The following is a 13,659-nucleotide window of genomic DNA, read 5'->3' on the forward strand; positions in this document are numbered from 1 at the left end:
CCGTTCGGTAGGATATTGCGACAGCAGTCAACCATTCTACGAGTAGAGTGATTGTCCACTTCTAAGCGCAAGAAGAAATCGGCGATCACTTAGGTCGTCGTACCTATTGGTCGGTAGCGTCAAGTTCTACAGTGCCTTCACTCGACACAGTTACCCAATAGCCTGCATACTCAAACGAGACTTCGCCAACAGAACGGGACGATCCATCTGCTTTCGGTGCGAAGAGTGCAGTGAGTGCGTCTGGATCGATCGCTTCGTATAACGGCTTAAGTTCCTCACTGGGTTGTCCGTCCGATTCTGCAACTACTCGCAGAATTTGCTCAGTTACCGAACGAGATCCATCAGTACGTGATAATCTATTCTCCATGTTAGTTGAATTTGATTCCATTGGTTCTTTCCACAAGAACAGCCACGGTGATATTGCAAGGTGTTTATTAGGTAGCTGTTCTCAACGAGTCCATAAATTGGCGCTACCACTAAGAAATTAACGGAGTTTTTCTGTACAATCGTGTACAACATCGCCTTTCAGAAGAGCTGATCTATGTCTTGCCCCCGCGATTAGTCCCACTCCCGCCGCTGACAAACTTCTAACAATGCTTCAAGCCGATCATTGCCCTGATAGCGGATGATTTCTTCCTGCGGATCAAATTCGATCAGGCCGTAGTCAGCTATTTTCGGTAGATGACGGTGGTGCAAATTTATTTGAAGACGCTCATGAGGTATCTCGAGATCGTCGGAGAGCGCGTCAACGAGTACTGAGAACGCTGTTGAGCCACCATTCATTTCCGAGAGGAGATAAAGAGTATAGCGGCGCTGTTGATTGTCGAGGATTTCAAACAATGCGTCGAGCGATGGTTCAGATGGAGCGGTGGCGTTACGTATCATTATCTATTGATTAGGTGAGTGATTTCTGATATTGGTATTTTCAATTTTATATACAAGCATTTAATTGACATAATCGGACATCGGCTACGCAGTGTTCTTTCACATAGTTACTAGCTAGCAATTTTAATCTTATGGCCTACGAAAGAGAGGTGATTATTTGTTGGTAATAGTGTGAAAAGAGATAGTTCAGCCATGAATTTCACCACACCATCCCGACTTGCAAAGAGAGTAAAATACCATCTGTTTCACTAGCTGATTTCTACCTTACCCTCGATAGATCGGTGGGTCACCAAATGGAGACATTCCTCGAATCATTAAAACGATGTCAAACTAGACTCAGTATACTGCCCTATTTCCTCCTCAATATCTGATTCACGCCACCCAAGCGGCGATACCACACTCGTTGCCGCACGAACCAACAACTCTCGATAAAACCGACATCATACTCACTTACCAACTTCCTCGCTCCCGAGAACACTTCGCATCGTCGACTACCACATACGACACACTCTGACCAAGGCACATCTCAACCCCAAATCCGCCGCTCGCTCTAATGCCGCCACACTCCGTGTCGATTGCGTGTAATCCTCCCGTTTTTTCGAACCTCGATTCGTAATCACCAATTCACTCGGATCGACTGCCCCGCGCTCAAGCCGATCAACCCACGAGCGCAATTCCTCACAAACCATTTCCGGGTCACGATACTCATCCACTGCTCGAATCAACGCTTTCTGCGCATCGTCGATATACGACGGTGTACTCCGCTGACGGCACTCAATGCCCCGATATTTGTACTCGTCTTTACCAGCGACCTTCCCGAAGTACTTCGTCAACGCACCCGCATCCGAATCACGCAACGGAACGAACGCTATCCAGTCGTAGTGCGCTTCATGCTCAAGCCGAATCTCCACCTCCTCGGAAATCTCCGAAACAAGCGCAGACAGCGACGTCTGTTCCTCGCCTTCGATCGGTGTCAAGCGATTATTCGTCGCCCCCTGGCGTGGGCGAGCGAACGACATCACTGGTGGGTTGTGAATTATCCGTCGGTGAACGCAAAACCAGTGCGGCCAGACCACCACAGATGGCGAACACACCGCCGATACTGAATACAGTGGCCCAACTCGTCGCTGTAGCGAGCCATGCAGTAACTGCGCCACCGAAAACGCCGCCCCACATTTTGCCCGAGTAGAGGAGTGCATAATTAGCTGAAGAATGAGTCTCACCGTAGTAGTCAGCTATGAGGCTTGGAAAAAGCGTGTACTGAGGGCTCCAGAAAAATGTAGCTACGACAACTGAAATGATGAAACCGAGACTCGAGTTCGTTTGCCCGAACCAGACGACTGCAAACAGACCGAGGCCGCAGAGCGTAAACGACGCTGCCATTGCCTTCTGCCGATTCACCCGATCGGAGAGGTCTCCTAATATGAGACGGCCGATGCCACCAGCGATCGGTAGTAACGTCGCCGACATCGTAGCCGTCACCGAGTTCAACTCCATCTGCTGAGCGAACAGGACAATCTTCGCTGTAAGCATTAAGCCCGCCCCGCTCACCGCGACAAAAATCCCGTACATTACCCAGAATTGCCATGTGCCAAGAATCTCGCGCCAAGTATAATCCTGCCGAGAGTAGTGCTTTTCACCTGCGTCGTCACGGAAACTCCAGTTTGCCGGGGGGTCGCGCAAAACAAATGCAGCGATGAAAATGGCGATACTGATGACGAGCCCCATGTTTCGTAGCACCTCACTATAGCCACCGATGGAGGCATTCGCGCGGACGTAGGGAACGAAGAGTGCCGCACTGCCCGCGAATGCCATTGTACCGGTGCCCGTGGTGAGACCGCGTCGATCGGGAAACCACTTTAATGCCGTATTCACCGATACTGTATAGACGATGCCCACACCGATCGCGCCAAGCGAGTACAAGACATAAAGCTGCCAGACTGCCGTTGCATATGCGAGACCAAAATAGCTACCACCAGCGAGCACGGCAGCAGCAAGTGTTATCCCTCGTGGGCCGTGTCGGTCACGCCACCAACCTACCGGGAACTGTGATCCCGACTGGAAAATGACGAAGAGCGTAAACACGAAGCCAAGTTGGGTGAGAGGGATGTTGAGATCCCGCGCCAGTGGTCCCTCGATGGAAGACCAAACATATTGATATGGGCTGACAACAGCCATCGCAATCGCTGCGGCAACAATAAGCCACCAGCGTGAAAAGCCAAGCTGTTCGCGAGCACGCTGTGCATAGTCATCGCTTCTATCTGCTGCCATTCAGCAGTCCACCATCGTGGTATCGGTCACCATCTCCATGGGACTACTCAAATGAATCAATGGATGTTCGTCACGACTCATTTTCAGCTCCATTGTTTTCTCTAGCATACGGATCCTGCGCCCGCCGTTTGTCCGCAGAGTATTCCAACCAGTGACAGGAAGCGAGATGTGACCGGTGCTCATCGTCAACTACCTCGGTCTCATTGTCAGTTGGCATCGTCTGCCCAATGGACCCGGTTACGTGGGCCACTGACTGAAGTTCGGGTTTCGAACCCTCGCACTCGCCGCCGATATACTCCGGACAACGCGTGTGAAAGGGACAGCCTTCGGGAGGATCGATAGGACTCGGAGGAGTACCCGATAGCGGATTTTTGCGCATGGATCCATCACCCTCGAGATCCGGAATCGAGTTCAACAGTGCCCGCGTGTAGGGATGCTGGGGATTGCCGTAGATGTCTGCTGTTAGTCCTGTTTCGATGATGTTGCCCAGATACATCACAGCAACACGATCGGAGATATGCTTGACAACGGAGAGGTCATGGGCAATGAAGAGGTAAGAGATCCCATACTCATTTTGGAGTCGTTTCAGAAGGTTGATAATTTGGGCTTGCACCGAAACATCCAATGCAGAAACCGGTTCGTCTGCAATGATCAATTTGGGTTCCACAGCAAGGGCACGTGCAATACCGACTCGCTGGCGCTGACCACCCGAAAATTCGTGTGGATAGCGATCCAGATGGGATTTTCGAAGGCCGACTTCTTCGAACAGTTCAACAACACGCTCACGTGTTCCCTGTTCTGTCTCGATATTGTGCACTGTGAGAGGTTTTTCGACGATTTCACCGACCGTCTTTCGCGGATTGAGTGAGGACAGCGGATCCTGAAAAATTACCTGTATATCTTTCCGGAGGTCTTTCAGTGCCTTGCCTTCGAGAGTGGTGATATCCTTCCCCTCGAACATAAGTGTGCCATTCGTTGGCTCGTAAAGCCGAGACAGAATCCGTCCTAGCGTCGTTTTGCCGCAGCCAGACTCACCAACGAGGCCGAGTGTTTCTTCGTGTCCAACCATGATATCGACGCCATCAACCGCTTTGACCGATTTATCATCACCAACGAGACGGTCAATGAGCCCTGTATCGGTCGAAAAGTGTTTTTTCACACCTGTTGCGTGAAACAGCGGTTCTCTCTCTGGTCGTCCGCGTTTTTCCTCGGCTATCGAAGCTGTCTCTGAACTCATTGGTTATCACCGCCATCTGCTCGCACCATTTCATCGCTCTTTGCATCGACTCGCTTGGATTCAACTTCCGCGTGGGCACCCTCAGTGATGTCGACTGCGTGACCATCCGCATTGGTTTCAACGTGATCGTTGTGGAGATGACAATATGCCGTGTGTTCACTGGGTTCGGAGTTGCTATCTGAACTGGCATCGTACGCAACAAGTGGCTGGTCACACATTTCGAACGCTCGATCGCATCGGTCTCGGAACGGACAACCCGCCGGCTTGTCGATGAGATCCGGAACGGTTCCTTCGATTACGTCCAACCATTCACGGTCGTCCGTAATTCGTGGGATAGAGCCCAAGAGCCCCTGAGTATAGGGGTGGTGTGGCTCTGCGAAGAGGTCATCATCCGTTGCTTGCTCCATTAGTTCACCGGCGTACATTACCGCGACACGATTGCATGTCTCCCTGACGACACCCATATCGTGGGTGATGAGCATTACCGAGACATCGTAGTCGTTCTTGAGATCGACGAGTTCGTTCAGGATTTGAGCTTCGATGCTCACGTCAAGTGCAGTGGTCGGTTCGTCCGCGATGATGAGTTCGGGATCGCCAGCGAGCGCCTGTGCGATGACGACGCGCTGTCGCATTCCACCAGAAAGCTGATGCGGATACTCAGTTGCACGCGCTTCCGGGTCAGGAATGCCAACGATGTCGAGCAATTCGATGGCACGCTGCCACGATTCACTCTTTTTACTGGTACCAGTCACGTACTTTCGTTTCATCTCCGGCCAGAAACCACCGGATTCAGCTGAACTGGCGTGCTGACGGTAGACCTCGGCGATTTGCTCGCCAATTGTCATCACTGGATTGAGAGACGTCGACGGGTCTTGAAAGATCATACTGATCTCGCCACCACGAACGTCCTGCATCTCGGCATCGGATTTGGCGAGGAGGTTTTCACCTTTGAACCGGACGGCGTCAGCCTCGACGGTGCTATTCGAATCAAGTAACTGGAGTAACGAGAGTGCTGTGACGGATTTTCCCGACCCACTTTCGCCAACCACGCCGAACACTTCACCAGGATAGATTTCGAACGAAACCCCGTCAACGGCGTCAACAGTCCCTCGCTCAGTTTTGAAACTCGTGCGAAGGTTACGAACCTCTAGTAATGGTTCATCGTTCATATTAGGCACCCCCCTCATCCTTTACGTCAAAGGCGTCCCTGAGTGCGTCACCAAAGAGGTTGATACCGAGAACGGTGATCATGATCATCAGACCGGGTATCACGGAGATCCACCACGCCTGTGTGAGGAAGTTTCGACCTTGTCCGAGAAGTGCTCCCCAAGTCGGCGTGGTTGGCTTGACACCTAGTCCAAGGAAGGAGAGTGTCGCCTCCGCGAGCATCGCACGAGCAACCAGAACGGTGAATTGGACGATAAGTGGTGCAACGGTGTTCGGGAGCACCTCTTCGGCGATAATCTGGAGGTCGCCTAACCCGACGCTTTTTGCGGCGAGTGCGTACTCTTCTTCGCGAATCGATAGTACCTCACCGCGTGTGATTCGAGCGAAGTCGTCAACGTATGCGAACCCGACCGCAAAGATGACATTCCAGAGGCTTTGGCCAAAGATTGCGACGAGCATGATCGCGATGAGCAACCACGGGAAAGCCCACATGATATCAATAATGCGCATCAATACATCGTCGATCCAACTTCCATAGTAGCCAGCAACAAGGCCGATCGTGACACCGACGATCGCACCAACGGAGACAGCACCGACGCCAACAAGTAGACTGATCCGTGCGCCATACATGATCCTTGATAAGAGATCTCTGCCGTACGAATCCGTTCCAAGCGGATGGTCACCAGCGAGTGTGGGAGCTTGAAGCATCCCGAATTCCTGTGCCATCGGATCGAACGGAGCGAGTTCAGGGGCGAGAATAGCTGCGGCAAGGAACGTAAGGACGATCGTAAGTCCTATTTTTGCTTTGAAGTCTCGCTTGATCGTGTCTACGAGGCGTTCGATGAGGTCGGTTCGAATGCCGAATACCGTTGCTCCATCAGAGTCATACTCGACAATGGAGAGTATCGACATCATTGTTCACTACCCCCGTACTTGATTTTGGGATTGATGACCGTATATAGCATGTCTACAATGAGATTCATGAACACGAACACGAACGAGATGATGATGACGGTGCCCTGCACCACCGGGAAGTCACGCCGGTTGATGGAACTAATGAGCAGTCGGCCAAGTCCCTGAATACCGAAGACAATCTCGACAGCGACGACCCCACCGAGGACAACAGCCAACAGAATACCAGCGATTGTGACGACTGGCATGAGCGCGTTCTGGAATCCGTGCTTGAACAGGACAAGTCGTGGAGAGAGTCCTTTTGCTCGAGCCGTCCGCATATAATCCTCATTTAGCACTTCTAACATCGAAGACCGGGTCATGCGCATGAGAATGCCGCCATATGGCAGGCCGACCGCAATTGCAGGGAGGAGGATGTGTTTGAACCACGGAACGATTCCGTCTGAGAGTGGGACATACCCGAATGACGGGATGGCTTCAAACCGAGTGCCAATACCCAGGATCAATAGTATACCAATCCAGAATCCTGGCATGCTAATGCCGAAAAAGGAAACGAGCGTCGCAAGATAGTCCTGCGGGGAGTAGCGATGGATGGCACTGATGATACCGGCGGGTACTGCGATACAGATCGCAATCACCATTCCGAGCAGAGCAATCGACAGCGTCGGCTCTGCTACGTCGATGAGCATTGTGATAACACTCTGTTGGGTATGAATCGATTCGCCAAAGTCGCCCTGTACGAGTTCGCTAAGCCATCGTACATATTGGATATACATGGGCTGATTGAGCCCGAGTTCCTGTCTGACCGCTGTGAGTGCCTGTGGATCGGCGTCACCACCAAGCATCAAACGGGCCGGGTCACCAGGAATTGAACGAACGGCAACAAACACAACCGTCGCTACGATGTATATGACGACGAAAGCGTGGATTATCCGTTTCGCGAGATATCGCTGCATTCCCACGCTAGACACCACCGGAAAAGGTCACAACGAGTGGGATGATCGAAGTCATTAGTTCTCCAAAAATGCTTGATGGAAGTTGCTCATCCCGGCCTGAATACCGACGTTTTTGAGGCTAGAAACGTCGATTTTCGCTTTGAGCATGAACACGGTCATCGTGTACATCGCTTGATCGAGGAACACTTTCTCCGCCTCGCGGATGTACTGTTTACGCTTCTCAGGTTTTGGCGTCTTGAACGATTTCAGAAGCGCATCGTCGAACTTCTTGTCGAACATCATGCTTTTTTGCCAGACGCCGAGACTTGTTTCGGGGTCTGGAGTCCCAAGCTGTTTCCACCAGGTCATATAGGGGTCGATATCTGTTGATCCGCCGTAGGTCGTGACCATATGGTCATAGCGGTAGATAGAATCCCAGTACGACGACGGCTGTTGGATGTCGAGTTCGACTTTAATCCCAACGTCGGAGAGCTGCTGTTGGATAATAGTCATCCAGCGTTTGTACTCAGGCATGCCAAGCAGTTTGAATGAGAACCGAGGATTACCGGTATAGCCAGCCTCGTCCAGTAGTTGTTTCGCCTTCTTTGGATCGTAGTACTGGCCTGTCTTCGGTTTCTTTTCGTAGGCGACTGTCATCGTTGGATTGAACACTGAATGTGCCGGAATCGCATAACCGAAGTATGCTTTTTTTACAATTTCGTCCCGGTCGATGGCCATCGCAATCGCTTGACGGACCTTCTTGTTTGCCGTTGGGATATCCTTTCCCTTCCATTTGGTAGTGATCGTATCATAGCCGCTTGCAACCTTCGTCTTCTCAGGATATTTTGAAGGATCCGCACCGAGTGGTGCAATACACGACCAGTCACCCGAACTGGTTTTTCGAACATCGAGAGAGCCCATATTCTCTCCCTGTTTCGCAAACTGACCTGTGATTTGGGCGCAATGCTGAATGCTTTCGGATGTGATAGCCGACCACATCGTCGATGGTTCGGGAATAAGTCGAATCTTTATTTCATCCAAATATGGAAGCTGATTTCCTTTGTCGTCAGTCTCCCAATAGTCATCAAATTTGGAGAGCGTGATGGATTCTCCCATGCTGCGAGACTCCACTTTAAACGGACCGCTTCCGATCGGTTGCTTGTTGTACGATTTCGGATCGTCTTCCGCACTTTTGTGAACAATCGATCCCGCTCTTCCCGGTACGTTGGTCATAAACGCCAGAAATGGTGCAGTCGGCTCTGACATATTAATCGTAACCTCATGGTCTCCCGTGGCTTCAACACTCTCGACGGTCGTGACCTTACCGTGGTGTTCGGACTTTTCATCCGCCATGAGACGATCAAGGGACCACTTCACCTGCTCTGCTTTCAAGGGGTTTCCATTGTGGAACGTAACCCCTTCGTGAAGGTGGAACACGTAGGTTTTCTTATCAGGGATTTTCCAGTTTTTTGCAAGGTCTCCAACAATTTTGCTATTTTCGTTAAGTTTCAATAAGCCACTAAAAACATTGGAAACAATTTGCATCTGTGCGCCCTTATCAACATAGTGCGGATCGAGAAATTCCAGATTGTCTGTCTGGAAACCAGCCTCGATGGATCCACCCATTGTCGCTGAAGAGCTGTCGTCGCCACTTTTTGAGTCACCACCGGACCCACCTCCTCCGCCACCAGTGCACCCAGCAAGGCCAGACATACCGGCTGCGCCAAGTAGTTTCACTGTTGTCCGCCTGTCGATTTCGGGCCCTTCCATATCCCAATTGTCAATGATTGACATAGGTATATCCTTTAGTTAATAGTGAAAAACGTTTGACCCCAATATATTGGGATATCTGAGAAAAGTTATTATAAGATTGTCGGCTATATATCTGCATGTGGGAAGCGCTACTTGCAATCCGTCACTATGGCTGCCCAATTTCAGATACGAGTGCAGAAATACCAGGGATTCACGTTCAAAACCTTTCAAAGGCAGAAATTAGAGGTCATCGCGCAAAGAGACTTATTCGTCTTCGTGGAAAGAAAGCTGAAATCAATCGATTCGAAATGACTTTTCGAGAACATAACTTCGTTAAGTCATTTAGGCGGATATCAGAGGGAGAATCCGGACAAGCATATTTTACGAGTGAAATCGAGTACAACAGCGATAATCCAAGTATCCTAAATCTCATCGGTTCCCACGGCTGTTACCGAGATAGCACGGTTAGTGTCCAGCGGGGTATCGAACACTGGGGAGTGTATATCGAACGAAAAGAATCGCTCTACAATCTAATAGAGAAAATTGGAACGCTTGATAACGATCTCGACTTACGCAAGTGCATAAATATGGGAACGATTTCCGACGCTCCGCCAATGGATTCGACTGCAATTTTAACTCGGCTCACATCACGTCAGCAAGAGGCATTTGAAACCGCTTACGCATTAGGCTACTACGAGAATGGTTCTGGCATCATTATGGATGACCTCGGCGAAGCAATGGATGTTCATCCATCGACAGCATGGGAACATCTGAAAAAAGCAGAAAACACGATATTGAGTGAGTCCGGTCAACGGTTTTTCGGCGGTGATGAGCCTATAGAACAGTTGATTCCATAGATATAAATTTTTATTCAATGTATTATAATTTCTAATAATATTGAGCGAACTCAACAAGAGATTTCTCAATGATTTCTGAAATACTAATCGTACCTAATTAGATTCGTCTGATTCCACATGAACGTATTCGAGCCGTCGATGATCACCCGCCCGGGCAGGTTGTACCGTGCCGGTGAATGCCCGACTTGCCCGTAGCTTTCGTATGTCGATTCACCCACCAGTTGCTGCCACCCAAGTCGTCGCCCAAGCTGGAATTCCACGTCAAGTCGGTCGGCCCGCTGGAAGAGGACTGGAATGAGATCGCTTGTATTCAGGAAGAGCACATCCGGATCAACCGACTCAACACGAGCCGACAACGTTGCTAACACGTCCTCGCCACTCCCAGTCACCACCTCATCGTCAATCGTGAGTTCAGTAACCCTCTTACTCGCCAGCTCTGTCTCCGAGACAGCAATCTGCATCTCCGAGAGTTCGTGTTTCGGAAGCGGGTCGATTCCCTCTTCGAGACAGTAGCGGAACTCCCACGAGAAGTCGACGTTGTAGCACCGATACTCGCCGGGGGAACCCCACTTGCTCACCATTCGCGCCACCGAAGTGACCGCGTTAAGGGCGACCACATCCACTCGGAGTACCTGCTCGGGATCGTGGCGAAAACTCACGCGTTCATCAACCACGGCAACCCGAACAACAGCAGGATGATCACGAAGTGCGGCACGTGCCGTCGAAAAATCGTCGTCACCATGGACGGACACGTAGATCGTCGGTGTATACGATTCATCGACCTCGCAACTCACCCCCGTCTCAGTCACCGACCAGGAGAGTACGTCGCCGTCGACGGAGTCGATTTTGTACACCATCGACTCATTCCCGATCGTTCAAATCGCCCTCGATGTGATCGAGTCGATCCGCCAAGTCGTCGAGTTGTCGCTGCTGTTCGATCAGGATCGAGATAAGGATCGGCGTCTCAACGAACAGGGGCTTGTGAACGGTGCTAGGATCGGTATGCAGCTGTGCGTACTCGAGGAGTCGATCGAAAACCAACTGATCAGTCGGTCGAAGTGCCCGTCGATACTCGTCCCATCCCGTCGTGATTTGGCTACTTTGCATCATTGCAGGTAAACACGACCACCAAGATCCTCTTAGGCAAGCCAGGGTCGCTTCCGAATATTCCAATACAGGAAATGACGATGGAAACAGGTGGGAGTACTGGTTGTGCTGGCCACCGACTATGAAGTAAAGTCGATGCTCTGTTACCGTTAGTTTGGAGCGAATCAGTACGTCTTCTCCAGAACGTTCTCTCCGAGATGAGTCTCAAAAAGATCCCGGAGTACCGGTCGACAATAGCCCAGTTGAATCGTTTCCGATTGGGTTTTCCGAATAACGCAGTTCCCACTAACGCTCACTCGGAGAAAGGCAAGGAAAGCCGATCGCAGGGCTCTCACAACCAGCCAGACCGTCAGCGTCGCATGATGGCGTCGGGGGCTTCTTTGGCCAGGTGTGAGAGCGCAGTTAGACCATCAGACGGTGGCATAAAACGCGTTCCGGTAACACAAATGCTGATTGTAGATACCCACATACGCAACCGATGGAATCAGTCAGCATGCTCCGATAGTTGCTCAATTTTGTCGTCAATAGTCGGTCAGCCGGAGCTTCCCTTCGACCTCATAGAGATGGCCCTTCATGTAGAGTCGTTCGATGATATCCTTGGCAGCAGGGCGCTCAAGGTTTTCTTCCTCCTTCAAAATTGTATAAGCGTGCTCATACGTGAGTTCTCTCTCATCTGGGAGTCTCCTCGCGAGCGCGTCAAGGGCGTCTTGCGCAAGTGGGGTGAGTGGTGATTTCCCATTTGGAACCATTCGTACTCTCAAATTTAACCACCTCACAGGTAAACCCTCGGTCAGGGTTGATTCGAGCCACTAGTTAGTTCATTGTGATAAGAGGAATGAGCACGCGATATGAGGGAGGATGGGTTTTGGGATGAACACAAGACCCCCATATCACTTACTGGGATACGCTCACTACATTCCATTCTTTGGACGCCATGGATAAAGACTTCAGCCAACCAGAGCGGAAGTGAAACTGAATACACGGGAGGATTCATGACCCGACGCTTCTCACCAACAACGCCCAGCCAAGAGCGCAACTGCCAAGGCGAATACTCATAGGTTAGTATACAATACTAACCACCAATGCCCAACAACATCAAACGGTTAGGCGATGGCCTCGCTCTCCAAGTGACGAAGCCTGCCCGGGCCGCTGGACTCGTCGAAGAGACTGACGACGAACCCACTCGTCTTGCCAATATCCGCGTGTTTGTATTCGACGGTCTCCTTCTCGTCGTCGACATCGACCGTATCACAGACGAGAATATCGTCGGACTCGCGACGTCAGCCGCGCTCGACACCGTCTCGACCCACCGCGTTACAAACGCTTCACTCCAAACCGCAGGGAATGGCTATCAAGTGCAACTGCCGGGTGCTGCAGATGCTGGATTTCACGTCGGTGATCAAGCGCCCTGTACGCCAGCGCCGAATCTGCTCGTGATTGCAGCCGAAGGATCTGAACGAGTGGCAGCAGATATCGTGACGATTCGGCGTGAGCAAGTCTGAAACCTGTGAAGATGCTCAGTGTGCCGCTCGTCCAAATCCGAACAGCCCACTTCCCGCGTACAAGCGAATACCGAAGTCAAGACAGTTGGAGACACATTAATAGGTCAGCCACTCATTTGTTCAAATAGATCCCATGGCTACCGATCGCCGCAGCAACACCGTGCAAAATAAAGAGGAGCTCGCGACGACGATCGGGCTCTATGTTCTCGGTGAAATCTCACTCGGGAAGGCCGCAGAACGCACCGGTGTAACTCGCTGGAAGATGGAGGAAATCCTCCAGGATGCAGGCGTTGAGCTTCGCCTCGGTCCACAAACCAAAGACGATCTTGACGACGAAGTTGACGTCGCACTCGATATTGAATGAGCAAGCCATTCTCTCGCCCTCTTTTCCTTGACGCAACAGTATTGAGTAACTACGCGAGCACCGACTCTGTCGATTGGCTCCTTTCGACGTTTGATGGTCTCCAAACCGTCCCTGCCGTCAAGGGTGAAATGTCACAGGGTTACGACGCAGGGTACACGTATCTGAAAAATGCAGTTGACATACTTGAGTCGGGTGAGATCAAGCTCAGAGAAAGTGCAGCCACGGAGCTTCAAGAGGAGTATCCAGAAATCCAGCAGCGGCTCGATCTCGGCGAAGCGGAGGCACTTGTGGGTGCGCACGTGACTGGAGGAACACTCGCTACAGATGATGCACGAGGGCGTTCGCTCGCATCGTCGTACGACGTTCCCGTGACTGGCTCAATTGGGCTTCTTGTCCGAGGAGTCGTCGAGGGGCAATTAACTGTTGAGACAGCAGACGAGTGGTTAACAACGTGGGTCGACAAGCGAAACTACTTTTCGCCGGTTGAGAGCGTGATGGCGGTACTACCGGACGGATTCGAGGAATAGCGGATGCCATCCGCTACTGTATCCGTGTAATCTTTTCCAACGGAATAGAGGTCGTTCAGTTTATAATCCCCTACTATGCCTACGAGGAGAAGGTATTAGCGCAACCAGTTGGTTAATTCGTGTACACGAGATCGTGACATCCT

16 protein-coding genes are annotated in these 13,659 nt (G+C 51.2%); 4 read left to right on the forward strand and 12 right to left on the reverse strand.

All coding sequences use genetic code 11. From position 1 onward, the window contains the following. Window positions 1-103: 103 nt before the first annotated feature. The 9 genes from ddfA to LIX15_RS23760 form a co-directional block, all read right to left on the reverse strand. The gene (ddfA, locus tag LIX15_RS23720) at window positions 104-388 is read right to left on the reverse strand and encodes a DdfA family disk-determining factor (protein ID WP_345410848.1); all 285 of its coding nucleotides are present in this window, start codon (window positions 386-388) and stop codon (window positions 104-106) included. A 170-nt stretch (window positions 389-558) separates the two neighbouring features. Next, on the reverse strand, window positions 559-885 hold the full coding sequence (locus LIX15_RS23725; RefSeq protein ID WP_227777254.1) for a DUF7344 domain-containing protein: 327 nt from the start codon (window positions 883-885) through the stop codon (window positions 559-561). 491 nt (window positions 886-1,376) lie between these two features. Continuing rightward, entirely contained in the window at window positions 1,377-1,862 is a 486-nt protein-coding gene (locus LIX15_RS23730; RefSeq protein WP_227777255.1) for a hypothetical protein, read from the reverse strand. Between the two features lie 4 nt (window positions 1,863-1,866). Further along, a complete protein-coding gene (locus LIX15_RS23735; RefSeq protein WP_227777256.1) occupies window positions 1,867-3,156 on the reverse strand; it encodes an OFA family MFS transporter in 1,290 nt (429 codons plus the stop codon). A 70-nt stretch (window positions 3,157-3,226) separates the two neighbouring features. After that, the gene (locus tag LIX15_RS23740; RefSeq protein ID WP_227777257.1) at window positions 3,227-4,393 is read right to left on the reverse strand and encodes an ABC transporter ATP-binding protein; all 1,167 of its coding nucleotides are present in this window, start codon (window positions 4,391-4,393) and stop codon (window positions 3,227-3,229) included. After that, a complete protein-coding gene (locus LIX15_RS23745; RefSeq protein WP_227777258.1) occupies window positions 4,390-5,562 on the reverse strand; it encodes an ABC transporter ATP-binding protein in 1,173 nt (390 codons plus the stop codon). The genes LIX15_RS23740 and LIX15_RS23745 overlap by 4 nt, the downstream gene beginning before the upstream one ends. A 1-nt stretch (window position 5,563) precedes the next feature. Beyond that, window positions 5,564-6,475, reverse strand: coding sequence for an ABC transporter permease (locus LIX15_RS23750; protein ID WP_227777259.1), 912 nt, complete (start codon window positions 6,473-6,475; stop codon window positions 5,564-5,566). Then, window positions 6,472-7,428 carry an ABC transporter permease gene (locus LIX15_RS23755; protein WP_227777544.1) on the reverse strand — a complete coding sequence of 319 codons (957 nt, stop codon included), beginning with the start codon at window positions 7,426-7,428 and terminating at the stop codon, window positions 6,472-6,474. The genes LIX15_RS23750 and LIX15_RS23755 overlap by 4 nt, the downstream gene beginning before the upstream one ends. A gap of 54 nt (window positions 7,429-7,482) precedes the next feature. Continuing rightward, the gene (locus LIX15_RS23760) at window positions 7,483-9,201 is read right to left on the reverse strand and encodes an ABC transporter substrate-binding protein (protein ID WP_227777260.1); all 1,719 of its coding nucleotides are present in this window, start codon (window positions 9,199-9,201) and stop codon (window positions 7,483-7,485) included. Between the two features lie 95 nt (window positions 9,202-9,296). Between LIX15_RS23760 and LIX15_RS23765 the strand changes: the two genes are divergently transcribed. Further along, a complete protein-coding gene (locus LIX15_RS23765; RefSeq protein WP_227777261.1) occupies window positions 9,297-10,016 on the forward strand; it encodes a helix-turn-helix domain-containing protein in 720 nt (239 codons plus the stop codon). Between the two features lie 83 nt (window positions 10,017-10,099). Here the strand turns inward: LIX15_RS23765 and LIX15_RS23770 are convergent, their stop codons facing one another. The 3 genes from LIX15_RS23770 to LIX15_RS23780 all read right to left on the reverse strand — a co-directional run bounded on the left by LIX15_RS23770 (window position 10,100) and on the right by LIX15_RS23780 (window position 11,872). Next, window positions 10,100-10,873, reverse strand: coding sequence for a hypothetical protein (locus tag LIX15_RS23770; protein ID WP_227777262.1), 774 nt, complete (start codon window positions 10,871-10,873; stop codon window positions 10,100-10,102). Window positions 10,874-10,877: 4 nt separating this feature from the next. Next, window positions 10,878-11,126, reverse strand: coding sequence for a DUF8156 family protein (locus LIX15_RS23775; protein ID WP_227777263.1), 249 nt, complete (start codon window positions 11,124-11,126; stop codon window positions 10,878-10,880). Between the two features lie 518 nt (window positions 11,127-11,644). Beyond that, window positions 11,645-11,872, reverse strand: coding sequence for a hypothetical protein (locus LIX15_RS23780; protein ID WP_227777264.1), 228 nt, complete (start codon window positions 11,870-11,872; stop codon window positions 11,645-11,647). A 333-nt stretch (window positions 11,873-12,205) separates the two neighbouring features. On the opposite strand from LIX15_RS23780, the gene LIX15_RS23785 reads away from it, so the two are divergent. From LIX15_RS23785 to LIX15_RS23795, 3 genes are all read left to right on the forward strand, one after another. Beyond that, window positions 12,206-12,625 carry a hypothetical protein gene (locus LIX15_RS23785; protein WP_227777265.1) on the forward strand — a complete coding sequence of 140 codons (420 nt, stop codon included), beginning with the start codon at window positions 12,206-12,208 and terminating at the stop codon, window positions 12,623-12,625. Between the two features lie 133 nt (window positions 12,626-12,758). Continuing rightward, window positions 12,759-12,989 carry a DUF7317 family protein gene (locus tag LIX15_RS23790; protein ID WP_227777266.1) on the forward strand — a complete coding sequence of 77 codons (231 nt, stop codon included), beginning with the start codon at window positions 12,759-12,761 and terminating at the stop codon, window positions 12,987-12,989. Beyond that, on the forward strand, window positions 12,986-13,516 hold the full coding sequence (locus LIX15_RS23795) for a PIN domain-containing protein (RefSeq protein ID WP_390184813.1): 531 nt from the start codon (window positions 12,986-12,988) through the stop codon (window positions 13,514-13,516). The genes LIX15_RS23790 and LIX15_RS23795 overlap by 4 nt, the downstream gene beginning before the upstream one ends. Window positions 13,517-13,659 lie beyond the last annotated feature (143 nt).

The sequence above is a fragment of the Haladaptatus pallidirubidus genome, from assembly GCF_020700235.1.
Classification (GTDB): domain Archaea; phylum Halobacteriota; class Halobacteria; order Halobacteriales; family Haladaptataceae; genus Haladaptatus; species Haladaptatus pallidirubidus.

Bases quoted from the DNA above. Each gene is read 5' to 3' on its own strand.
- LIX15_RS23775 (WP_227777263.1), bottom strand. From the start codon at position 11,126: ATGATGCAAAGTAGCCAAATCACGACGGGATGGGACGAGTATCGACGG.
- LIX15_RS23780 (WP_227777264.1), bottom strand. From the start codon at position 11,872: ATGGTTCCAAATGGGAAATCACCACTCACCCCACTTGCGCAAGACGCC.
- LIX15_RS23735 (WP_227777256.1), bottom strand. From the start codon at position 3,156: ATGGCAGCAGATAGAAGCGATGACTATGCACAGCGTGCTCGCGAACAG.
- LIX15_RS23770 (WP_227777262.1), bottom strand. From the start codon at position 10,873: ATGGTGTACAAAATCGACTCCGTCGACGGCGACGTACTCTCCTGGTCG.
- LIX15_RS23760 (WP_227777260.1), bottom strand. From the start codon at position 9,201: ATGTCAATCATTGACAATTGGGATATGGAAGGGCCCGAAATCGACAGG.
- LIX15_RS23740 (WP_227777257.1), bottom strand. From the start codon at position 4,393: ATGAGTTCAGAGACAGCTTCGATAGCCGAGGAAAAACGCGGACGACCA.
- LIX15_RS23765 (WP_227777261.1), top strand. From the start codon at position 9,297: ATGTGGGAAGCGCTACTTGCAATCCGTCACTATGGCTGCCCAATTTCA.
- LIX15_RS23745 (WP_227777258.1), bottom strand. From the start codon at position 5,562: ATGAACGATGAACCATTACTAGAGGTTCGTAACCTTCGCACGAGTTTC.
- LIX15_RS23795 (WP_390184813.1), top strand. From the start codon at position 12,986: ATGAGCAAGCCATTCTCTCGCCCTCTTTTCCTTGACGCAACAGTATTG.
- LIX15_RS23790 (WP_227777266.1), top strand. From the start codon at position 12,759: ATGGCTACCGATCGCCGCAGCAACACCGTGCAAAATAAAGAGGAGCTC.
- LIX15_RS23750 (WP_227777259.1), bottom strand. From the start codon at position 6,475: ATGATGTCGATACTCTCCATTGTCGAGTATGACTCTGATGGAGCAACG.
- LIX15_RS23725 (WP_227777254.1), bottom strand. From the start codon at position 885: ATGATACGTAACGCCACCGCTCCATCTGAACCATCGCTCGACGCATTG.
- LIX15_RS23755 (WP_227777544.1), bottom strand. From the start codon at position 7,428: ATGCAGCGATATCTCGCGAAACGGATAATCCACGCTTTCGTCGTCATA.
- LIX15_RS23785 (WP_227777265.1), top strand. From the start codon at position 12,206: ATGCCCAACAACATCAAACGGTTAGGCGATGGCCTCGCTCTCCAAGTG.
- ddfA (WP_345410848.1), bottom strand. From the start codon at position 388: ATGGAATCAAATTCAACTAACATGGAGAATAGATTATCACGTACTGAT.